Genomic DNA, 19,633 nt, shown 5'->3' with positions numbered 1-19,633 from the left:
CGGCCTGCGCTGGGGGCTGTCGGGGGTCTACGCCTTCATCGGCGTGGTCCACCTCGTCGCCACCGACGCGATGCTGCCGCTGATGCCCGATTGGGTGCCCGAACCCCGCCTCGTCATCCAGGCGACGGGGCTGTGCGAACTTGCCGGGGCGCTGGGCCTCCAGATCCCGGCGACCCGGAAGGCAGCCGCAATCGGCCTCGCCCTCTACGCGGTCTGCGTCTACCCGGCGAACCTGAAGCACGCCTTCGAGCACATCCACATCGACGGCATCCCGGATTCCTGGTGGTACCACGGGCCGCGTCTGGCGTTTCAGCCGGTCTTCGTCTGGGCCGCCCTCTGGGCCGGGGGGCTGATCGACTGGCCGTTCCGGCGGGGGCGCTGACGGCTGTTCCCCCCTCTCCCCGCAGGCGGGGAGAGGCCCGTTTGCACCTCGTCGTGCAAACGGGAAGCGGAGGCGAAGCCGGAGCGGCGGTGAGGGGGCTCGCAGGATGAGCCTCGTCCGGCCGCCCCCCTCACCCCCGGCTGCCGCCTTGCTTCGCCCCCGACAAGGGGGGCTCAGCCCTCTCCCCGCGGGCGGGGAGAGGGGATCATCGCCAGCCGGCCGGATACCATTCCGAGCGGCAACGCGAGCCGCGCGCAATCGCCTGTGGCCTCCGGCGCCTGTCGCCTTGACCCGCCTCCCTTCCCGTTGTCATTGAACGAACCGGGAACATCCGAGGCGTGAGCGATGCAGGCGGAGGGCGCCCTCCGGAAGATCATCCACATCGACATGGATGCGTTCTATGCCTCCGTGGAGCAGCGCGACGACCCGTCCTTGCGCGGCAAGCCGCTCGCCGTGGGCGGCTCCCGGGAGCGGGGCGTGGTGATGGCCGCGAGCTACGAGGCCCGGCCCTTCGGCGTGCGCTCGGCCATGCCGGCGGCCACCGCCCGGCGGTTGTGCCCTGACCTCGTCTTCGTGAAGCCCCGCTTCGATGCCTACCGGCAGGTGTCGGAGGAGATCCGCGCGGTCTTCGCCCGGCATACCGACCTGATCGAGCCGGTGGCCCTCGACGAGGCTTATCTCGACGTCACCGAGAATTTTTTGGGATTACCGACGGCGACGGCGGTGGCGAAGGCGATCCGGGCCGAGATCCTAGAGCGCACCGGCCTCGTGGCCTCGGCGGGCGTGTCCTACAACAAGTTCCTGGCCAAGGTCGCTTCGGACCACCGCAAGCCCGACGCCCTGTTCGTCATCACCCCAGCGATGGGGCCGGACTTCGTGGCGGAGCTGCCGATCGGGCGGTTCCACGGGGTCGGACCCGTCACCGAGGCCAAGATGAAGCGGTTGGGCATCGAGACCGGCGCCGACCTGCGGGCCTGGAGCCTCGACAGGCTGAAGGACACGTTCGGCTCGTCGGGGAGCTATTACTACGCCGTCGCCCGGGGCATCGACGAGCGGCCGGTGCGGGCGCACCGCATCCGCAAGTCCATCGGCGCCGAGACCACCTTCTCCGACGACACCGCCGCCTACGACCTGCTCGCCGAACGCCTCGCCCCGATGGTGGACAAGGTCTGGCGCAGCGCCGAGGCCAAGGCCATGCGCGGGCGCACGGTGACGCTGAAGCTCAAGTTTTCGGATTTTTCCCTCGTTACCCGGGCCAAGTCCCTGCCGGCCCCGGTCCCCGACCGGGACAGCCTGGAGCGGATCGGCCTCGACCTGCTGCGTGGCCTCCTCCCCCTGCGCCGCAGCGCCCGGCTGATCGGGGTCTCGCTGTCGGGGTTCGAACAGGAGGCACCGGACGGGCCGGAACAGCTCGGCCTCGGGCTTTGACGCCTTCTCGTTCCGCTCCCCGCGTCATTGCGAGCGAAAGCGAAGCAGTCCAGGGCAGCGGGACCTTTTCGGAGGTGGCGGATCCCTGGATTGCTTCGCTGCGCTCGCAATGACGGGGTGGTGAGTAATGGGGGGGGCATTGCCCCCCGCCCCTTACTTGTTCTTGCGCGGGCGGTGGTTCGGATCGACCCCGCCCTCGGGCGTGGTCTCATTCTCGACATCGCCCTCGAAGGTGGAATCCAGCTCCAGCTCTTCCGGGTCCGCCCCGCTCATGCCCTTCGAGGTGCCGATCCCGGGGTTGCCCTTGAGGTCGGCATCGGTCGGCGTAGTGGTCTTCGGTTGCTTGTTGGACATGCTGCCTCCTGGTGAGCGGGGGCAACGCAGGCTGGTGCCGCAGGTCCCACCCCTGCGGCGGTTGGTCCCCGATGGGGATCCCGAAGGGCGAGCCCTTCGGCGGGTGCAGGGCGGAGCCTTGCCCTGTTCCAGGGGCCTTGCCCCTGGACGACCCCACCAAAGGGATGGTCCCTTTGGGAACCCCGGACTTAGGGCACCATCACCGTGGAGCCGGTGGTCTCGCGGCCGGCGAGGTCCCGGTGGACGCCCTCCGCCTCGGCGAGCGGCCGGACCGCATTGACGGCGATCTTCACCGCGCCGGAGCGCACGACGTTGAACAGGTTGGCCGCCGCCTCCTCCAGCACCGGACGCTGGCTGGAGAAGGTCGCCAGCGTCGGCCGGGTCACGAACAGGGAGCCCTTGGCGGCCAGCAGGCCGAGGTCGAGCCCGGTGATCGGCCCGGAGGCCGAGCCGAAGCTCGCGAGCAGGCCGGTGGGCGCGAGGCTGTCCAGGGAGCCCATCAGGGTCGCCTGACCGACGCCGTCATAGACGACCGGTACGCCCTTGCCGCCGGTCAGCTCACGGACCCGCTTGGCCACGTCCTCGCTGCGGTACAGGATGACGTGGTCGCAGCCGTTCTGACGGGCGAGTTCCGCCTTCTCCTCGCTGCCCGCGGTGCCGATCACCGTGGCGCCCAGGTGCTTCGCCCACTGGCAGGCGATGAGGCCGACGCCGCCGGCCGCCGCGTGCCACAGGATCGTGTCGCCGGGCTTCACCTTGTAGGTCCGGTGCAGGAGGTATTCGGCGGTGAGGCCCTTGAGCATCATCGCCGCGGCGGTCTGCGCGTCGATCCCGTCGGGCATCGACACGGCGGCGGAGGCGGCGATCAGCGGCTCCTCGGCGTAGCAGCCGTCGGCAACAGAGCCGTAGGCCACCCGGTCGCCAACCTTGAACTGGGCCACGCCCTCGCCCACGGCGGTCACGGTGCCCGCGCCCTCCTTGCCGGGGGTGAAGGGCATGTGCGGCGACTTGTAGGCGCCGGTGCGGAAGTAGATGTCGATGAAGTTGACGCCGATGGCTTCCTGGCGGACGCGGATCTGCCCGGGGCCGGGCTCGGCCAGGGGCACGTCCTCGAGCTTCATCACCTCGGGGCCGCCGTACTCGTAGACCCGGATCGCCTTCGGCATCGTTCTCTCCCGTCCTGTCCGCCCCGTCCCGCAGCGAGATAAGCGTACGGGCGCCAGAGGCAATCGGAAAATGAGGCCCGGCCGTTCGCCCTCGTCGAGAGGGGGATCGTCGTGCGACCCGGTCGCCGGTGGCCGAGTTCACCCTCCCCTCATCCGGAGGATCTGGCCGGATAGCCGGTTGTGTCCCGTCCACTCCCTCATCCTGAGGTGCGGCAGAGCCACCTCGAAGGAGGGTTCCAGGGATCACCGTGCGATCTGGAGCCCTCCTTCGAGGCCCGCTGGCGCGTGCACCTCAGGATGAGGTCTTCGAGGCCCGCTGGCGCGTGCACCTCAGGATGAGGGCAGGGATGGGAGGAAGCGCCATTGCCGTCAGAGACGCGGCAGCGCCCGCCCGGTGTCGTGACGAAGGCCCCGGCGGGCCGCCGTCACAGCCCCAGCATCAGCGACAGGTTCTGCACCGCCGCGCCCGAGGCACCTTTGCCGAGGTTGTCGAGGCGGGCGACCAGCACCGCCTGCCCGTGCTCGTCCGAGCCGAACACCCGCAGCTCCAGGCGATCCGTGTCATTGAGATCCTCGGCCTCGATCCGCTCCTTGTGCGCGCCGGTGCCCGCACCTTCCACCACCTGCACCAGGGGCTGGCCCCGGTACCAGGCGACCAGGGCCGCCTCCAGGTCGGTGGCCTTCGGGCGCCCCGGCAGGGCGTCGAGGTGGAGGGGCACGCTCACCAGCATCCCCTGGCGGAAGTTGCCCACGGAGGGCACGAAGATCGGCCGGCGGGTGAGCCCGCTGTAGATCTGCAGTTCCGGCAGGTGCTTGTGCGCGAAGCCGAGGCCGTAGAGCATGAAGGGCGGGGCCCGGCCCGCCTCGTAATCCTCGATCATCGCCTTGCCGCCGCCACTGTAGCCGCTGACTGCGTTGACGCTGACGGGATGATCGCCGGGGATCAGGCCCCCCTCCACCAGGGGACGCAGGAGGGCGATGGCGCCGGTCGGGTAGCAGCCGGGATTGGCGACCCGCCGGGCCCGGGCGACCGTCTCGGCTTGGCCGGGGGCCATCTCCGGGAAGCCGTAGGTCCAGCCGGGGGCGACCCGGTGGGCGGTGCTGGCGTCGAGAATCCGCGGACCGCCGCCGGGCAACGCGTCGGCCAGGGCCACGGTCTCCTTGGCGGCCCCATCCGGCAGGCAGAGGACGACGAGATCCACCTGCGCGAGCAGGTCACGCTTGGCGGCGGGGTCCTTGCGGTGCTCGGGGGCGATGCTCACGAGGCGCACCTTGCCCTCGCGCTCCAGGCGCTCGCGGATGCCGAGCCCGGTGGTCCCCGCCTCGCCGTCGATGAACACCGTCGGCTGCGCCGTCTCGTCCCTGTTCGCCATCGTCGCCCCGCGTGCCGGATTCGCGTTCGGCCGTCGCCGCCCGGCAGGTGGGGGGTGCGGAGGCGCCATGTCAACGCCCTTCGGCACGTCCCCCGCCACGTCCTTCGTCCACAGGCGGCCGATCCGCCGCGGGAACGCCGGCCCTGCGACGGATTTGACGCCCAAATCCAGCAGGAGACACGACGATGGCCGGAACCGCGAAGAAGACCGACCCGAAGCTTTGGGAGAAGGTCAAGAAAGAGGTCACAAAGTCTGACAAGGGCGGCAAGCCCGGCCAGTGGTCGGCCCGCAAGGCGCAGATGGCGAGCAGCGAATACAAAAAGGAAGGCGGCGGCTACGAGGGCAAGAAGTCCGACGACAACCACCTCAAGCAGTGGACCGAGGAGGAGTGGGGCACCAAGTCCGGCAAGGAGAGCGGCAAGACCGGCGAGCGCTACTTGCCCAAGAAGGCCCGCGAGAAGCTGTCGGACAAGGAATACGCCGAATCGACCGCCAAGAAGCGGGCCGACACCAAGAAGGGCAAGCAGTTCTCCAAGCAGCCCAAGGTAGCGGCCGAGAAGTCGGCCAAGGCCCGCAAGGACGGCAAGTCCGAGCCGAGCAAGGCCGATCTGATGAAGAAGGCCCGCGCCCAGGATATCCCCGGCCGCTCGAAGATGTCGAAGGCCGAGCTGGCCCGGGCGGTCCACGCTTGAGGCGGCCCCACTCCGTCTTTGCGAGAGACAGCGAAGCAATCCAGGGCGGCGCCGCATTTTCCGAGCGCGCGCATCCCAGGGTCGCTTCGCGTCGCTCGCGATGACGAAGGTGATGCGCGATCACAGGGCCGGAAACGAGAAAGGGCGGTGCCAAGCGGCACCGCCCTCCCCTTTCGTGCGGAACAGTCGAAAAATTAACGCTTCGAGAACTGGAAGCTGCGGCGGGCCTTGGCGCGGCCGTACTTCTTGCGCTCGACGACGCGGGCGTCGCGGGTGAGGAAGCCTTCGCGCTTCAGGGGGGCGCGCAGCTCCGGCTCGTAGTAGGTCAGGGCCTTGGACAGGCCGTGGCGCACGGCGCCCGCCTGGCCAGAGAGGCCGCCGCCCGCCACCGTGACGGTGATGTCGTACTGGTCGACGCGGCCGGCGATCTCCAGCGGCTGGCGCAGGATCATGCGCAGCACCGGACGGGCGAAGTAGGTCTCCACCGGACGCTTGTTGACGACGACCTTGCCGGTGCCCGGCTTGATCCAGACGCGGGCGACCGCGTCCTTGCGCTTGCCGGTGGCGTAGGCCCGGCCCTGCGCGTCCAGCTTCTGGACGTGGACGGGGGCTTCGTTGGCCGGGTCGGCCGCGCCGGTGTTGGCCCGGTTCAGGTCTGCGAGGGACTGAAGGGTCGCCATGATCAAGCGCTCACGTTCTTGCGGTTGAGGGCGCCGACGTCGAGCGCCTGCGGCTGCTGGGCCACGTGGGGATGCTCGGTGCCCTTGTAGACGCGAAGGTTGCCGAGGATCTGCCGGAACAGCGGCCCGCGGGGCAGCATGCGCTCGACGGCCTTCTCCACGACGCGCTCGGGGAAGCGCCCCTCGAGGATGAACTTGGCCGTGCGCTCCTTGATGCCACCCGGGTAGCCGGTGTGGTAGAAGTAGCTCTTCTGATTGTACTTGCGGCCGGTGAACTTCACCTTCTCCGCGTTGATGACGATCACGTTGTCGCCGCAGTCGACGTGGGGCGTGTAGGCGGCCTTGTGCTTGCCGCGCAGGCGCATCGCCACGATCGAAGCGAGGCGGCCGACCACGAGGCCCTCCGCGTCGATCACGATCCACTTCTTGTCGACCTCGGCGGGCTTCAGCGAGGTAGTCTTCATGCCCAAATCCCGTCAGGTGCCGGAAAAGCAAGCCGCCGCGTGAGGACACGCGGCGGCGATGCCGGCTGAATAGACGCGGCCACCCGGCAGGTCAACAGGAAATCGCGTGAGCCGGAGCCGAAAACGCGTGTTCCGAGAGCGGGTTCACCGTTGCGGTATCATGATACCGCGTCGTCAGGAGCGGGGCGAGCGGCGGTCCGCGATGGTGAGCTTCTGCACGCCGCCCTTGGCGAGGACCGGCTTCTTCGCGCTGAGGATGCGGGAATTCACCCCCGTCCAGCCGATCTCGCCGGAGAGGCGCCCGTACTCGATCTTGGGGCAGCGGTTCATGATGACGGTGACGCCCCTGGCCTCGGCGCGGCCGGCGGCTTCGTCGTCGCGCACGCCGAGCTGCATCCAGATCACCTTGGGCAGGGGGTCGAGGGCCAGCGCCTCGTCCACGATACCCCCGGCCGCCGCGGAGTTGCGGAAGATCTCGACCATGTCGATGGGCGCCCCGCCGAGGGCGGCCTGGACCTCGGCGAGGGTCGCCGCCACCCGCCGCCCGAGGAGATCCTGCCCCGCCAGCCCGGGGTTGACCGGCGTGACGGCGTAGCCCCGGGCGAGGAGATACTTCATCACGATCCAGCTCGGCCGCGCCGGGTTGGCGGAGGCGCCGACCAGGGCGATGCTGCGGGTCCCGTCGAGGATGGTGCGGATCGCCTCGTCGCGATAGCGGGCGTGCCGCGCGGCGATGTCGTCCAGGTCGTGAGTCATGGTCGGGCCGCCAAGCAGGGTTCCGGATGCACGGGCTACGCCCCCGTCCGACCCGGCGTCAACGCGGCGGGACTTGCTCCAGGTTGTCACCGCCAAGCCACGCCGGCGCGGGAAACGGACCCGGATCGTCACCGCCGTTATACAACCTTTGAGCGATCACCTAAGCGTCATGCAAGTGTCGCGCGGGGAAGCCCAGCATGGCCTTCCCTTCCCGCGCCCGGTGGCATGTCCGTCGCGGCGCCCGTCCCGCGGGGCTGTGATGTCATCCCTCACGAAGCACCGGAAGGCGGCGCTTGGCGCCTCCGTCGCCCTGGCCACCCTGGCCGCCGGGCCAGCCCGGGCCCAGAGCGTTGCCGAGATGGCAGCCCGGATGGATGCGATGCAGCGCCAGATGCTGGCGATGCAGCAGGAGCTCGCCGCCCTGCGCCGACAGGCCGGGACGCAGCGGCAGGCCCTCGTCGGGGAGGCCCGGGAGCGCCGCGCCCTGACCCGCGAGCAGGCCCGCCTCGCCGAACGGCAGAGCCGCCAGCAGCAGGTCGCCCAGGCCGGCGGCCCCGGGGGCGCCCGGCCGGCGGCGAGCGAGCACACGCCGGTGATCCTCGCCAACGACCTCATCTGCAACGCCGGCAGCTACGCCCTCGGTCCGGCGATGTGCTTCACCCCCGGCGGCTTCGTGGAACTCGCCGGATTCTACCGGAGCGCGAATGTCGTCTCCGACGTTGCCACCGACTTCAACGGCATCCCGTTCCGCAACGGCCCGCAATCCCGGGAGAGCGAGTTCCGCTTCTCCGCCCGCCAGAGCCGGCTCTCCGGCCTGTTCGCCGCCCGGGTCGAGCCGACCCTGCAGGTCTCGGGCTATTACGAGATCGACTTCCTGGCCGCGGGCGTCACCTCGAACTCCCGCGAGAGCAACAGCTACGTCCCGCGGATCCGGCAGATCTTCGCCACCGTCGATTCCCTCGATACCGGCTGGCACGTCCTGGCGGGGCAGGCCTGGAGCCTGATCACCACGGACCTCGCCGGGATCACGCCCCTCAAGGAGCAGATCCCGCTCACCATCGACGCCCAGTACGTCGTGGGCTTCAACTGGACGCGCAACCCGCAGGTGCGGGTGGTCAAGGACGTGATGCCGGGCCTCTGGGCCGGCCTGTCCTTCGAATCGCCCCAGAGCATCCTGCCGCCGAGCCCGTTCGCGGCGCCGTCGACGGTCAACGTCAACAACTCCGGCGACGCGGCGGGGTTGTTGAACAACTCGACCACCTACTCGAACAACAGCGTTCCCGACATCGCCGGCAAGCTCGCCTTCGAGCCGGGCTTCGGCCACTACGAGGTGAAGGGGCTGGTCCGGTTCTTCGACGACCGGGTCGCGCCGACCGCCCTGGCCGGGACCCTGCGCAGCCCCGGCCGCTCGGATGGGGCGGTGGGCTACGGCTTCGGCGGCGCGGCGACCCTGCCGGTCATCGACAAGCGCCTCGACCTCCAGGTCAGCGGCCTCGCCGGCCAGGGCATCGGCCGCTACGGATCCTCGCAGCTGCCGGACTTTGCCCTGAAGGCCGACGGCTCCATCGCGCCGATCCCGGTCTTCCAGCTGCTGGCGGGGGGCGTGTTCCACGTCCAGCCCGGGACCGACCTCTACGTCTACGCCGGCTGGGAGCACGCCTCCCGGGCCGGGGCCGCCAGCACGGCCGGCTACGGTTCGCCGACCCTGGTCGTGACGGGCTGCGACGTCGAAGGCGCCGCCAGCGGGACGTGCCAGGCCGAAACCCGGGACATCCGCCAGATCACCGGCGGCTTCTGGCACGACCTGTACAAGGGCCAGTTCGGGCGGCTCGTCGCGGGGGCGCAGGTCTCCTACACCGAGCGCGACGCCTTCCGCGGGGCGCAGGGCATCCAGCCCTCCGCCCACCTCGTCACGGGGTTGACCTCCCTGCGCTACTACCCGTTCTGAGGGCGGCCCCGCCGCCGCCGCTCACACCTCGCGCACGCCGGGCTTGGCGTTGGCCTCGAAGGTGAAGGCCACCCCGGCCTGCTCCAGGGCCCGGCGCACCGCCATCACCGTGTCGTGCCGCGGGCGCACCGGCGAGTTGACGTCTTCCAGCCGCACGATGGTCGAGATCGAGACGCCCGCCATCTTGGCGAGTTCCTCCTTCGAGAGGCCGACCATGCCCCGGGCGGCGCGCACCTGCGCCGCGGTGAGGGGCCGGTCCGCCGATTCGGCCTCGGTCCTCGCGTCGGACGCGGCGAGCCCCTGGGCGCCATAGCGGCTCTGGCCCGGCACGTTGAGGCAGATCCCGACCCATTCCCGCACGGTGCCGTCCTTGTTGAGGACCGGCGCGCCCCGGGAATTGAACCAGCGGTAGATCCCATCCGAACAGAGGATCCGGTACTCGGTGTTGTAGGCGGAGGCGTGTTGCACGGCCGTCATCCAGGCCGCCTGGGTCCGCGGCCTGTCCTCCGGGTGGACGGCATCGAGCCAGCCCAGCCCCCGGGTCTGGGCGTAGGTCTGCCCCGTCAGCCCCATCCACTGCGCGCACTCGTTGAGCTCGCCGTTGGGGCTCGTGGTCCAGAAGGCGGAGGCCGTGACGGTGACGAGGGCGTTCAGCCGGTCGTGGCGCTGCAGCACCGCCTGCATCGCATCGTGCCGGGAGGTGACGTCGAACACCACGCCCATGGCGTAGCTCGGCCGGCCGTCCGGCCCGAGGGCCCCCCACCCCTGTGCTGGAGCCAGCGCTGGGTCCGGTCCGGCCGGATGATGCGGAACTCCCGGTTGATCGGCTGCCCCGCGCTAAGCATGGCGAACTGGTCGCCGTGGACCGGCTGATCCTCCGGGTGGATCATGTCGACGAACAGGGCGATGGGGATCTCGATCGTGGGATCGAGGCCGAGGATCCGGTAGAGGCCCGGCGTCGCGTCCAGGGTGCCCACGCGCAGGTCGGCCGACCAGAACCCGACCTCCCCCGTATCCTCGATGATCTTGAGGTAGTTGCGTGACGAGAAAAAGCGCGCGGCTCCCCCCTTCGGGGCAGGATCCGCCTGGATTCGCATGAGGGAGCGGGTGGGCATGGGGTGCGGCCTGTTCCGGCTATCCGGTCAAATCATGAAGGGTGGCCAGCCCCACGGGCGGCCGTGAACGGTACCAAAGACAGATCCTCGCTCAGAAGATCACTCATTCAGCGTCCGCAAGGAATAGAACGACGCGTTTCCTCCGGGCGCTTGGTACGTTCTTGATGGAGGATCGGGCAAAATGCGCAAGCCGCCATGGATCAATTCATGGGGGCTTTTTGTCGCACTATCCTGCAAAATGCAAGTTTATAATCGAATTGGTCAATCAATCCCAAATCGCATTATCGATTCAAGCATAGAAATAAAATCGCGATTCGGGAATAGAGTTGCCCGTTACGGATAGATAGAAGTCCATTTTTCGGCTCTTGGCGCCCGGTGCTCGCAATCATGGTTCGAAAGAAGTAAGTTGCGGACGCCGCCCGAACCGGCAAGATGACGCCTTTGTGCGGCTTAAGGAGGCATGCGGCCGCCAATCTGCGAATTTTATAGCCGACTTTCCCCCGATATGACATGAAAATGCGCACGTTCAACAATTTGAGGGTTTTTATAACAGAAAATCAGACGATTTTAGACCTGATAAGGACCGAAATCAGCATAAATCAGCTTTCGGTTTGACTCTTCGGTAAGGCGCGAACGTCTAATTAGAGCTTAAGGCAATCACTGATTGATTTAGCGCAGAGGAATTATAATGGCGTTCTGGGCTGCTGCTTTCCCCTCGCATGCGCAGGCGATCCGGGATCACGTCGCCGTCATCGAGCTCCGCCCCGACGGAACCGTGACGTCTGCAAATGCGCGTTTTCTTGCCATGCTCGACTACCAGTCCGAGGACCTGATCGGTCGGAATCATGCCATTTTGGTGGAGCCGGGGGAGCGGGAGAGCACCGCCTACCGGGATTTCTGGCACGGGCTGCGCCGCGGGGAGCCCGGCCTGCAGGAAGTCCGGCGCACGAGCGCCACCGGGCGCGAGTTGTGGCTGCGCGAGGAGTACCTACCCCTGCGCGGGCGCAAGGGAGAGGTGACGGGGATCCTGGGGCTCGTCTCCGACGTGACGGAGCGGATCCTGCGCAACGCCGATTTCGAGGGGAAGCTCCGGGCGATCGACCGCTCTCAGGGGATCATCGAGTTCGACCTGGACGGGAAGGTGCTGGATGCCAACGCGAACTTTCTCGCGGTGGTGGGCTACGACCTCGACGAGGTCCGGGGCCGGCACCATTCGCTGTTCGTGGATCCGGCGGAGGTCAAGGCCGATGCCTATTCCCGGTTCTGGGAGGCCCTGCGCCGGGGCGAGTTCCAGGCCGCCGAGTACAAGCGCATCGCCAAGGGCGGGCGCGAGGTATGGATCCAGGCAAGCTATAACCCGGTGAGGGATGTGTCCGGTCGCGTCGCGAAGGTGGTGAAGTTCGCCACCGACGTCACCGAACAGAAGCTGCGCAACGCCGATTTCGAGGGCAAGCTCCGGGCCCTCGACCGCTCTCAGGGGATCATCGAGTTCGACCTCGACGGCAAGGTGCTCGACGTCAACCCGAACTTCCTCGCGGTGGTGGGCTACGGCCTCGACGAGGTCCGGGGCCGGCACCACGCCCTGTTCGTGGATCCGGTGGAGGTCAAGTCCGACGCCTATTCCCGGTTCTGGGAAGCCCTGCGCCGGGGCGAGTTCCAGGCCGCCGAATACAAGCGCATCGCCAAGGGCGGGCGGGAGGTGTGGATCCAGGCGACCTACAACCCGGTGAGGGATGCGTCCGGGCGCCTCGTGAAGGTGGTGAAGTTCGCCACCGACGTCACCCCGGCCGTGACCGAGCGCCTCGAGCGCAACCGGCTCCAGCGGGCGATCGACGGCGACCTCGACGCCGTGGCCGACGCCATCACCCGCTCCTCCGAGCAGGCGGTGAGCGCCGCCAGCGCCTCGGAGCAGGCCTCGGGCAACGTCCAGAGCGTGGCGGCGGGGGCGGAGGAACTGGCCGCCTCGGTGGGCGAGATCAGCCAGCAGGTGCAGCGGGCGGTGCAGATCACCAACCGCGCGGTGGATCAGGCCAACGCCACCTCGGCGGTGGTGGGGGGCCTCGCCGCGGAGGCCCAGCGCATCGGCGCCGTCGTGGAGATGATCGACAACATCGCCTCGCAGACCAACCTGCTGGCCCTCAACGCCACCATCGAGGCCGCCCGGGCGGGGGAGGCCGGCAAGGGGTTCGCCGTGGTGGCGGCCGAGGTGAAGAACCTCGCCGCCCAGACCGCCAAGGCGACGGAGAGCATCAGCGCCCAGATCTCCCAGACCCAGAAGGCCGCGGGCGAGGCCGCCTCGGCCATCGTGGGGATCGGCCAAACCATCGGCGAGGTGAACGAGATCTCCTCGGCGATCTCCGCCTCGGTGGAGCAGCAGGCCGCCGTCGCCCGGGAGATGTCGGCGAACATGCAGGCCATGACGACGGCCGTCGATGAGATCAGCCGCAATGTCGGCCTGATCGCCAGCGCCAGCCAGGACCTCGACCAATCGACCCGGCAGGTCCGCGAGGCCTCCCGGCAGATGGCGAGCTGACAGGGGCCAGGCCGCCGACCCCTCCGCCGACCCTCAGGGCGGGGATGGCGGGGGGATATCAGGCCTCCCGCGCCCACGGAGCCGCGGCCAGAGTCTCGGCGAGGTAGCCGATCAGGGCGGTGACCCGGGCCGGCCGGGGCTCGCCCGGCGGCATCACGAGGTGGAGCGCGATGGGCGGGGCCGACCAGTCCGGCAGGACCCGCTCCAGACGGCCGGCGGCGAGGTCGTCGTAGATCATGAAGTCGGGTTGGAGGGCGAGGCCGAGCCCCGCCCGCAGGGCCGGGGCCAGGGCGTCGGCGTTGTTGGCCCGCATGGGCCCACCGGGCACCACATGGGCCTCCCGCCCGTCCGCATGGCGGAAGCGCCAACGGTCCGGACTCGGCAGGTAGGCGTAGCCGAGGCAGGCATGGTCGGACAACTCGTCCGGGTGGGCGGGACGCCCGCGCCGGTCGAGGTAGCCCGGCGTGGCGACCAGCGACCGGTGGACCGGGCAGAGCCGACGCGCCCGCAGGGACGAATCGGGCAGCGCCGCGATGCGCAAGCCGATGTCGAACCCGCCCCCCACGAGGTCGATCACCGAATCAGCGAGGTGCAGGTCCACCGACACCGCCGGGTGGTTCTCCAGGAAGGCCGGCAGCAGGGGCGCCACATGGAGCACCCCGAAGCTCATCGGCGCCGCGAGGCGCACGAGGCCCCGGGGCAGGGACGCCCCGGCCGTGGCCCGCGCCTCGGCGGCTTCCCCCTCGGCGAGGATCCGCGCCGCGTCGTCCCGAGCGGCGAGGCCCGCCTCGGTCAGGGCGAGCCGCCGGGAGGTCCGGTGGAACAGCCGGGCGCCGATCCGCGCCTCGAGCCGACCCACCGCCTTCGAGACGGTGGCCTTGGACAGGGACAGTTCGACGGAGGCGGCCCCGAAGGAACCGGTCTCGACCACCTTGGCGAAGATGGCCCAGGCTTCGAAATCGGGCAGGCGCATGGCTCAATTCCGGAAACGATGAGTTTCCATCGTTTCTATTTTAACGGGCCAGGGCAAGGGGCAGATTGTGTCCATCGCAGACGCCCCGCCGGGCGCACCCTGGAGACGACGCCATGTCCGAGACCGGCCTTCACCACGTCACCGCCTTTTCGGGCCCCGTCGCCCGCAACCTCGACTTCTACACCCGGGTGCTCGGCCTGCGGCTCGTGAAGAAGACGGTGAACTTCGACGACCCAGGGACCTACCACCTTTATTACGGCGACGAGGCCGGGCATCCGGGCTCGATCCTGACCTTCTTCCCGATCCCCCATGCCGCCCCCGGCCGGGTCGGGATCGGCGAGACCCAGGAGACCGCCTTCCGGGTGCCCCGCGCCTCGATCGGCTGGTGGACCCACCGGCTCGTGGAGAAGGGAGTCCGCCACGAGGCGTTGGTGCAGGCCTTCGGCGAGCCGACCCTGCGCTTCCGGGATCCCGACGGGATGATGCTCGCCCTCGTCGGGGGCGAGGGCTCGGACGGCGAGGCCTCCGCCTGGACCGGCGGCGATGTTCCGGCCGAACACGCGATCACCGGCCTGCACGGGGTGACGCTGCTGCTGGCCGATGGCGAGGCCACGGCGGCGATCCTGACGGGGGTGTTCGGCTTCCGCGAGACCGGCCGGGAGGGGTCGGCGACCCGCTATTCCGGCACGGCGGCGCGGGGCGGCCACGTCACCCTGCGGGCGGTGGGCTCCTTCCTGCCGGGGCGCCAGGGGGCGGGCTCGGTGCACCACATCGCCTTCCGGGCCGCCGACGACGGGGCCCAGGCCGCCATGGCCGAGGCCCTGCAGGGCACCTACGGCCTCGGCGTCACCGAGCAGAGGGACCGCCAGTATTTCCGCTCGGTCTACTTCCGGGAGCCCGGCGGGGTGCTGTTCGAGATCGCCACCGACGCCCCCGGCTTCGCCGTCGACGAACCGCAGGACGCCCTCGGCCAGGCCCTGAAGCTGTCCCCGGGCCTGGAACGGCACCGGGCCGAGATCGAGGCGGTGCTCCCCGCCCTCGCGTGATCCGTAAGGGAGCCCCCTCGTCCCGCAGGCGGGAAGAGGGGGCGCCGTCCGCCCTTCACTCCGTCCTCCAGGAGGCCGTCATGCAAGCCGAATCCCTGTCCTTCGTCCACCGCTTCGAGCCCGGCGATGCCGGCCTGCCCCCGGTGCTGCTCCTGCACGGGACCGGCGGCGACGAGGCGGATCTCCTGCCCCTCGGCCGGGCGGTGGCGCCGGGCGCGCCCCTCCTCTCCCCCCGCGGGGCGGTGAGCGAGAATGGCGCGCCGCGCTTCTTCCGCCGCCTTGCCGAGGGCGTGTTCGACGAGGACGACCTGCGCCGCCGCACGGACGACCTCGCGGATTTCGTCGCGGCCGCCCGGTCGCGCTACGGCCTCGAGGCCCCCCTGGCCCTCGGCTTCTCGAACGGCGCCAACATCGCCGCGGCGACCCTGCTGCAGCGGCCGGAGACCCTGGCGGGGGCGGTGCTGATCCGCCCGATGGTGCCCTTCGCGACACCGCCCCGGCCGGATCTCGCCGGCAAGCCGGTGCTGATCCTCTCCGGCGCGATGGACCCCATCGTCCCCGTCGAGAACGCCCGCCGCCTCGCCGGGCAGCTCGAGGCGGGGGGCGCCGCCGTCACCCACCGGATGCTGCCCGCCGGCCACGGCCTGTCGCAGGCCGAGATCGGCCTTGCCGCCGCATGGATCGCCGCCCTCCCCGCCCCGGCGGCGGCCTGACCATCGCCAGACCCGAAACCCGCACAGGACCGATGCCGCCATGACCTCCCACGCCTTCCCCCTCACCCCCGCCCGCACCATCACCGGCGGTGCGCTTCCCCTTGCCGGCCGCCTCCTGATGAGCGCGATCTTCCTCGCGAGCGGAGCCGGCAAGCTCATGGCGCCGGCCGCCACCCTGTCCACGATCGAGGCCGTGGGCCTGCCGTTCCCCGAGATCTCCTATGCCGCCGCCACGGCGGTCGAGATCGGCGGCGGGCTGCTCCTGGTCGCCGGATACCGGACGCGGATCGTCGCCCTGGTGCTCGCGGCCTTCGCGGTGGTCACGGCGCTGACCTTTCACACGGCCTTCACGGACCAGAACCAGATGATCCACTTCCTGAAGAATCTCGCCATGGCCGGCGGCTTGCTTCAAGTTGTCGCCTTCGGTGCAGGCAGAATCAGCCTCGATGCCCGGCAGGGGCGTGATTGATCAGGCGCCCATCATGCGAACGGCAATTCTTTCACGAGCCGACAGGAGCCGACCATGCCATTCGTCACTACACAGGACGGGACCGAGATCTTCTTCAAGGATTGGGGCCCGAAGGACGCGCAGCCGATCGTTTTCCACCACGGCTGGCCGCTCTCGTCGGACGATTGGGACGCGCAGATGCTGTTCTTCGTCGGCCACGGCTACCGGGTGGTGGCCCATGACCGGCGCGGCCACGGCCGCTCGGCCCAGGTCGGCTGGGGCCACGACATGGACCACTACGCCGCCGACGCGGCGGCGGTCGTGCAGCACCTCGACCTGCGGAACGCCGTCCATGTCGGTCATTCGACCGGCGGCGGCGAGGTGGCCCGCTACGTCGCCCGGCACGGGGAGCCGCAGGGCCGCGTCGCCAAAGCCGTCCTGGTGAGCGCCGTCACGCCCCTGATGATCAGGACCGGGGACAACCCGGAGGGGCTGCCGAAAGAGGTGTTCGACGGGTTTCGCACGGCGCTGGCCGGCAACCGCGCCCAGTTCTTCCTCGATGTCCCGACCGGCCCGTTCTACGGCTTCAACCGGGACGGGGCGACGCCCCTGCAGGGCGTGATCCGGAACTGGTGGCGGCAGGGCATGATGGGCAGCGCGCTGGCCCATTACGAGGGCATCAAAGCCTTCTCGGAGACCGACCAGACCGGGGACCTGAAGGCCATCGGCGTGCCCACTCTGGTGCTGCACGGGGAGGACGACCAGATCGTGCCCATCGCCGACGCGGCCCTGAAGGCGATCACGCACCTGCGGAGCGGCACCCTCAGGACCTATCCCGGCTATCCCCACGGCATGCTCACCGTGAACGCCGACGTGCTCAACGCCGACCTCCTCGCCTTCGTGCAAAGCTGACCCGGTCCGGGGAGATCAGCTCCCCCGGTAGGTGGCGTAGCTCCACGGGGTGATCAGCAGGGGGACGTGGTAGCGCCCGTCCGGATCCGACACGCCGAACCGGACGGGGACGGCGTCGAGGAACGGGGGCTCCCCGTCCCCACTCCCGCCCGCGGCGCCGGACCGGGCGAAATACGCGCCCACCTGGAACAGCAACTCGTAGGTGCCGGCGGTCAGGGCCGCCCCTTCGAGGAGGGGGCCGTCGGTTCGCCCGTCGGCATTGGTGACCGCGCGGGCCAGAAGCTCGCCCGGCCCGTCCGCGGTCAGGCGGCGCAGGGTGATGGCGACCCCCGCCGCCGGCCGTCCAGCGGCGGTGTCGAGGACGTGCGTCGAGACGTGACCCATGGGATAGTCCTTCTGGATGGGCACACCGCTTGCAGCGCGCCCGTCCGGGAGCGCCTTGCGCGGAGGGTGGACCGGCAATGTACCCGATCCTGCACGAAGGGGGCCGATGACCGTGTCGGATTCCGGCGACGACGCCCCCCGCGACTTCATCGGCTACGGCGAGACCCCACCCCCGGTGCGCTGGCCCGGCGGCGCCCGGGTCGCCGTCCAGTTCGTGCTGAACTACGAGGAGGGCGGCGAGCGCTCCGTCCTCGACGGCGACCCCCATGCGGAGGTCTTCCTCTCCGAGATCGCGGGCGCCCTGCCCTTCCCCAGCCGCCACATGAGCATGGAGAGCCTCTACGAGTACGGCGCCCGGGCGGGGGTCTGGCGGGTCCTGCGCCTGTTCCGGGAGCGGGGGCTGCCCCTCACGATCTTCGGCGTGGCGCTGGCGATGGCGCGCAACCCCGCCGCCGTGGAGGCCTTCCTGCGCGACGGCCACGAGATCGCCGGCCACGGCTGGCGCTGGCTGCCCTATCAGGACGTCCCGGAGGCGGTGGAACGGGAGCACCTCGCCCGGGCGGTGGAGACGATCCGCGCCCTGACCGGCGACGCTCCCCTGGGCTGGTATACCGGCCGGGACAGCCCCCAGACCCGCCGCCTCGTCGTCGAGCACGGGGGCTTCCTCTACGATTCGGACAGCTACGCCGACGACCTGCCCTACTGGGTCCGGGCGGCGGGCCGGGATCACCTCGTCGTGCCCTATACCCTCGACACCAACGACATGCGCTTCTCCGTGCCCGGCGGCTTCCCCTCGGGCGAGCAGTTCTTCGCCCATCTGCGCGATGCCTTCGACTGCCTGTACGCGGAGGGGGCGAGCGCGCCCAAGATGCTCTCCGTCGGCCTGCATTGCCGGCTCGTGGGGCGGCCCGCGCGCCTGCCCGCCCTCGCCCGCTTCCTCGACCACGTCCTCGCCCATCCCGACGTCTGGGTGGCCCGGCGGATCGACATCGCCCGGCACTGGGCGGAGCATCACCCCATGCCCCACGGGGGACCGTGCCCGTGATCGCCATCGCCGACCTGAACGCCCTGCCCCGGAACGCCTTCGTGGCCCTCCTCGGGACGATCTACGAGCATTCGCCCTGGGTCGCCGAGGCGGCCTTCGCCCGCCGGCCGTTCGCTTCCCGGGGCGACCTGCACGGGGCGATGGAGGCCATCGTGGCGCAGGCCGATCCGGCGCGGCAGCTCGCCCTGCTCCGCGCCCACCCCGAACTCGCCGGGGGCGCCGCCCTCAAGGGCGAGCTGACCCCGCATTCCCTCAGCGAGCAGGGCGGCAGCGGCCTCCTCGAAGCCCCCGCCGATTCGCTCGCGCGGATGCAGGCCCTGAACCGGGCCTATTCGGACCGATTCGGCTTCCCGTTCATCATCGCCGTCCGGGGCCTCGACCGGGAGGCGATCCTCGCCGCGCTGGAGCGGCGCCTGACCCACGCACCGGAGGCCGAGCGGGCGGAGGCCCTGCGGCAGGTCGGGCGGATCGCGGCCCTGCGCCTGGAATCCGTGGTCGACGGCTGACGGCGCGGGATCGGGGAGGCTGGCGCCCGGGGCGCTCCCGGCGGATACGGGCAGGACGACACCACTCCCGAGCGGGCGATGACGACGCATTCCCTTCCCGACGGCCGACTCCTCACGGCCCGCCCCCTCACGGCCGAGGGGTTCGCGCCCTTCGGATCGGTCATCGACAGGGCCGGCACCCCGCCGCGGCCGATGAATGCCGGGATGGCGCGCCGCTTCCATGACCTCGCGGAGATCCGCGTGGCCGGCGAGGGAGCCCGCGCCGTGGTCGGCCTCGTGGAGGCGCAGCCCTACCCGCTTCCCCTGGTGTTCCGTCTCGTGGAGCGCCATCCCCTCGGCAGCCAGGCCTTCATCCCCCTGAACGCGGCTCCGTTCCTCGTCGTGACATGCCCCGACGAGGCCGGCCGGCCGGGCCGGCCGCAGGCCTTCCTCACCGCCCCGTGGCAGGGCGTGTGCTATGCCCCGGGAACCTGGCATGGGGTGCTCACCCCGTTCGGCCAAGCCCAGGATTTCGTCGTCGTGGACCGGGGCGGTGCCGGGGCGAACCTGGAGGAGTTCGTCTACGACGAGCCCTGGACGGTGGCCCTGCCGTGACCGGTCCCCACCCGAAGGCCCGGAGAGAGACGCGATGACCTCCCTGCTCCTGACGAACGCCGACATCCTCGTGACGATGGATGCCACCCGCCGGGGATCTCCCGGCGGGTGGCATCCATCG

General features: G+C 70.2%; 22 protein-coding genes. 12 read left to right on the top strand and 10 right to left on the bottom strand.

Features of this window, described 5'->3' with window-relative positions:
* The first annotated feature begins 4 nt into the window (after nucleotides 1–4).
* Nucleotides 5–382, top strand: a complete 378-nt coding sequence (locus MFF22_RS15265) for a DoxX family protein (RefSeq protein WP_238249897.1) — start codon at nucleotides 5–7, stop codon at nucleotides 380–382.
* 345 nt (nucleotides 383–727) lie between these two features.
* The gene (dinB, locus tag MFF22_RS15260) at nucleotides 728–1,810 is read left to right on the top strand and encodes a DNA polymerase IV (protein WP_238249835.1); all 1,083 of its coding nucleotides are present in this window, start codon (nucleotides 728–730) and stop codon (nucleotides 1,808–1,810) included.
* 153 nt (nucleotides 1,811–1,963) lie between these two features.
* Here the strand turns inward: dinB and MFF22_RS15255 are convergent, their stop codons facing one another.
* From MFF22_RS15255 to argC, 3 genes are all read right to left on the bottom strand, one after another.
* Entirely contained in the window at nucleotides 1,964–2,164 is a 201-nt protein-coding gene (locus tag MFF22_RS15255) for a hypothetical protein (protein WP_238249834.1), read from the bottom strand.
* A gap of 188 nt (nucleotides 2,165–2,352) precedes the next feature.
* Nucleotides 2,353–3,330 carry a quinone oxidoreductase family protein gene (locus MFF22_RS15250; protein ID WP_238249833.1) on the bottom strand — a complete coding sequence of 326 codons (978 nt, stop codon included), beginning with the start codon at nucleotides 3,328–3,330 and terminating at the stop codon, nucleotides 2,353–2,355.
* Between the two features lie 425 nt (nucleotides 3,331–3,755).
* Nucleotides 3,756–4,703, bottom strand: a complete 948-nt coding sequence (gene argC, locus MFF22_RS15245) for an N-acetyl-gamma-glutamyl-phosphate reductase (RefSeq protein ID WP_238249832.1) — start codon at nucleotides 4,701–4,703, stop codon at nucleotides 3,756–3,758.
* A gap of 185 nt (nucleotides 4,704–4,888) precedes the next feature.
* On the opposite strand from argC, the gene MFF22_RS15240 reads away from it, so the two are divergent.
* Complete coding sequence (locus tag MFF22_RS15240) at nucleotides 4,889–5,395, top strand: hypothetical protein (protein WP_238249831.1); 507 nt, start codon at nucleotides 4,889–4,891, stop codon at nucleotides 5,393–5,395.
* Between the two features lie 194 nt (nucleotides 5,396–5,589).
* Here MFF22_RS15240 and rpsI read toward each other — a convergent pair whose 3' ends face one another.
* The 3 genes from rpsI to MFF22_RS15225 all read right to left on the bottom strand — a co-directional run bounded on the left by rpsI (nucleotide 5,590) and on the right by MFF22_RS15225 (nucleotide 7,295).
* Nucleotides 5,590–6,075, bottom strand: a complete 486-nt coding sequence (gene rpsI / locus MFF22_RS15235) for a 30S ribosomal protein S9 (protein WP_238249830.1) — start codon at nucleotides 6,073–6,075, stop codon at nucleotides 5,590–5,592.
* A 2-nt stretch (nucleotides 6,076–6,077) separates the two neighbouring features.
* Entirely contained in the window at nucleotides 6,078–6,539 is a 462-nt protein-coding gene (gene rplM, locus MFF22_RS15230; RefSeq protein ID WP_238249829.1) for a 50S ribosomal protein L13, read from the bottom strand.
* 174 nt (nucleotides 6,540–6,713) lie between these two features.
* On the bottom strand, nucleotides 6,714–7,295 hold the full coding sequence (locus tag MFF22_RS15225) for a CoA-binding protein (RefSeq protein ID WP_238249828.1): 582 nt from the start codon (nucleotides 7,293–7,295) through the stop codon (nucleotides 6,714–6,716).
* Between the two features lie 259 nt (nucleotides 7,296–7,554).
* Here MFF22_RS15225 and MFF22_RS15220 point away from each other — a divergent pair, with 259 nt between their 5' ends.
* Complete coding sequence (locus MFF22_RS15220; protein WP_238249827.1) at nucleotides 7,555–9,243, top strand: hypothetical protein; 1,689 nt, start codon at nucleotides 7,555–7,557, stop codon at nucleotides 9,241–9,243.
* A 21-nt stretch (nucleotides 9,244–9,264) separates the two neighbouring features.
* Here MFF22_RS15220 and MFF22_RS15215 read toward each other — a convergent pair whose 3' ends face one another.
* A complete protein-coding gene (locus MFF22_RS15215) occupies nucleotides 9,265–9,966 on the bottom strand; it encodes a PAS domain-containing protein (RefSeq protein WP_238249826.1) in 702 nt (233 codons plus the stop codon).
* Entirely contained in the window at nucleotides 9,894–10,358 is a 465-nt protein-coding gene (locus tag MFF22_RS15210) for a PAS domain-containing protein (protein ID WP_238249825.1), read from the bottom strand. Before MFF22_RS15210 ends, MFF22_RS15215 begins: the two co-directional genes overlap by 73 nt.
* Nucleotides 10,359–11,046: 688 nt before the next feature.
* Between MFF22_RS15210 and MFF22_RS15205 the strand changes: the two genes are divergently transcribed.
* Nucleotides 11,047–12,891 (top strand): methyl-accepting chemotaxis protein, encoded by a 1,845-nt coding sequence (locus MFF22_RS15205; RefSeq protein WP_283206183.1) that lies wholly within the window; start codon nucleotides 11,047–11,049, stop codon nucleotides 12,889–12,891.
* Nucleotides 12,892–12,949: 58 nt separating this feature from the next.
* Here the strand turns inward: MFF22_RS15205 and MFF22_RS15200 are convergent, their stop codons facing one another.
* Complete coding sequence (locus MFF22_RS15200; protein WP_238249823.1) at nucleotides 12,950–13,864, bottom strand: LysR family transcriptional regulator; 915 nt, start codon at nucleotides 13,862–13,864, stop codon at nucleotides 12,950–12,952.
* 113 nt (nucleotides 13,865–13,977) lie between these two features.
* Between MFF22_RS15200 and MFF22_RS15195 the strand changes: the two genes are divergently transcribed.
* The 4 genes from MFF22_RS15195 (at nucleotide 13,978) to MFF22_RS15180 (ending at nucleotide 16,983) form a co-directional block, all read left to right on the top strand.
* On the top strand, nucleotides 13,978–14,910 hold the full coding sequence (locus MFF22_RS15195) for a ring-cleaving dioxygenase (protein ID WP_238249822.1): 933 nt from the start codon (nucleotides 13,978–13,980) through the stop codon (nucleotides 14,908–14,910).
* Nucleotides 14,911–14,990: 80 nt separating this feature from the next.
* Nucleotides 14,991–15,623, top strand: a complete 633-nt coding sequence (locus MFF22_RS15190; RefSeq protein ID WP_238249821.1) for an alpha/beta hydrolase — start codon at nucleotides 14,991–14,993, stop codon at nucleotides 15,621–15,623.
* Between the two features lie 40 nt (nucleotides 15,624–15,663).
* On the top strand, nucleotides 15,664–16,092 hold the full coding sequence (locus tag MFF22_RS15185; RefSeq protein WP_238249820.1) for a DoxX family protein: 429 nt from the start codon (nucleotides 15,664–15,666) through the stop codon (nucleotides 16,090–16,092).
* Between the two features lie 54 nt (nucleotides 16,093–16,146).
* Nucleotides 16,147–16,983, top strand: coding sequence for an alpha/beta fold hydrolase (locus MFF22_RS15180; RefSeq protein ID WP_238249819.1), 837 nt, complete (start codon nucleotides 16,147–16,149; stop codon nucleotides 16,981–16,983).
* Nucleotides 16,984–16,998: 15 nt separating this feature from the next.
* Here MFF22_RS15180 and uraH read toward each other — a convergent pair whose 3' ends face one another.
* Nucleotides 16,999–17,367 carry a hydroxyisourate hydrolase gene (uraH, locus tag MFF22_RS15175; RefSeq protein WP_238249818.1) on the bottom strand — a complete coding sequence of 123 codons (369 nt, stop codon included), beginning with the start codon at nucleotides 17,365–17,367 and terminating at the stop codon, nucleotides 16,999–17,001.
* Between the two features lie 106 nt (nucleotides 17,368–17,473).
* Here uraH and puuE point away from each other — a divergent pair, with 106 nt between their 5' ends.
* The 3 genes from puuE (at nucleotide 17,474) to MFF22_RS15160 (ending at nucleotide 19,512) form a co-directional block, all read left to right on the top strand.
* Nucleotides 17,474–18,412, top strand: a complete 939-nt coding sequence (gene puuE, locus MFF22_RS15170; RefSeq protein WP_238249817.1) for an allantoinase PuuE — start codon at nucleotides 17,474–17,476, stop codon at nucleotides 18,410–18,412.
* Nucleotides 18,409–18,918: a 2-oxo-4-hydroxy-4-carboxy-5-ureidoimidazoline decarboxylase gene (gene uraD / locus MFF22_RS15165; protein WP_238249816.1), complete on the top strand. Its 510-nt coding sequence runs from the start codon at nucleotides 18,409–18,411 to the stop codon at nucleotides 18,916–18,918. Before puuE ends, uraD begins: the two co-directional genes overlap by 4 nt.
* A gap of 78 nt (nucleotides 18,919–18,996) precedes the next feature.
* Nucleotides 18,997–19,512, top strand: a complete 516-nt coding sequence (locus tag MFF22_RS15160; RefSeq protein ID WP_238249815.1) for an ureidoglycolate lyase — start codon at nucleotides 18,997–18,999, stop codon at nucleotides 19,510–19,512.
* Nucleotides 19,513–19,633: the final 121 nt, after the last annotated feature.

The organism is Methylobacterium persicinum (assembly GCF_022179525.1).
In the GTDB taxonomy this organism is placed as follows: Bacteria; Pseudomonadota; Alphaproteobacteria; order Rhizobiales; family Beijerinckiaceae; genus Methylobacterium; species Methylobacterium persicinum.
Note: the sequence above shows the minus strand (reverse complement) of the source record. Positions and strands in the feature narration are given on the sequence as shown.

Coding starts and splice junctions, on each gene's coding strand:
- dinB (WP_238249835.1), top strand. CDS start 728: ATGCAGGCGGAGGGCGCCCTCCGGAAGATCATCCACATCGACATGGAT.
- MFF22_RS15255 (WP_238249834.1), bottom strand. CDS start 2,164: ATGTCCAACAAGCAACCGAAGACCACTACGCCGACCGATGCCGACCTC.
- MFF22_RS15250 (WP_238249833.1), bottom strand. CDS start 3,330: ATGCCGAAGGCGATCCGGGTCTACGAGTACGGCGGCCCCGAGGTGATG.
- argC (WP_238249832.1), bottom strand. CDS start 4,703: ATGGCGAACAGGGACGAGACGGCGCAGCCGACGGTGTTCATCGACGGC.
- MFF22_RS15240 (WP_238249831.1), top strand. CDS start 4,889: ATGGCCGGAACCGCGAAGAAGACCGACCCGAAGCTTTGGGAGAAGGTC.
- rpsI (WP_238249830.1), bottom strand. CDS start 6,075: ATGGCGACCCTTCAGTCCCTCGCAGACCTGAACCGGGCCAACACCGGC.
- rplM (WP_238249829.1), bottom strand. CDS start 6,539: ATGAAGACTACCTCGCTGAAGCCCGCCGAGGTCGACAAGAAGTGGATC.
- MFF22_RS15225 (WP_238249828.1), bottom strand. CDS start 7,295: ATGACTCACGACCTGGACGACATCGCCGCGCGGCACGCCCGCTATCGC.
- MFF22_RS15220 (WP_238249827.1), top strand. CDS start 7,555: ATGTCATCCCTCACGAAGCACCGGAAGGCGGCGCTTGGCGCCTCCGTC.
- MFF22_RS15215 (WP_238249826.1), bottom strand. CDS start 9,966: ATGGGCGTGGTGTTCGACGTCACCTCCCGGCACGATGCGATGCAGGCG.
- MFF22_RS15210 (WP_238249825.1), bottom strand. CDS start 10,358: ATGCCCACCCGCTCCCTCATGCGAATCCAGGCGGATCCTGCCCCGAAG.
- MFF22_RS15205 (WP_283206183.1), top strand. CDS start 11,047: ATGGCGTTCTGGGCTGCTGCTTTCCCCTCGCATGCGCAGGCGATCCGG.
- MFF22_RS15200 (WP_238249823.1), bottom strand. CDS start 13,864: ATGCGCCTGCCCGATTTCGAAGCCTGGGCCATCTTCGCCAAGGTGGTC.
- MFF22_RS15195 (WP_238249822.1), top strand. CDS start 13,978: ATGTCCGAGACCGGCCTTCACCACGTCACCGCCTTTTCGGGCCCCGTC.
- MFF22_RS15190 (WP_238249821.1), top strand. CDS start 14,991: ATGCAAGCCGAATCCCTGTCCTTCGTCCACCGCTTCGAGCCCGGCGAT.
- MFF22_RS15185 (WP_238249820.1), top strand. CDS start 15,664: ATGACCTCCCACGCCTTCCCCCTCACCCCCGCCCGCACCATCACCGGC.
- MFF22_RS15180 (WP_238249819.1), top strand. CDS start 16,147: ATGCCATTCGTCACTACACAGGACGGGACCGAGATCTTCTTCAAGGAT.
- uraH (WP_238249818.1), bottom strand. CDS start 17,367: ATGGGTCACGTCTCGACGCACGTCCTCGACACCGCCGCTGGACGGCCG.
- puuE (WP_238249817.1), top strand. CDS start 17,474: ATGACCGTGTCGGATTCCGGCGACGACGCCCCCCGCGACTTCATCGGC.
- MFF22_RS15160 (WP_238249815.1), top strand. CDS start 18,997: ATGACGACGCATTCCCTTCCCGACGGCCGACTCCTCACGGCCCGCCCC.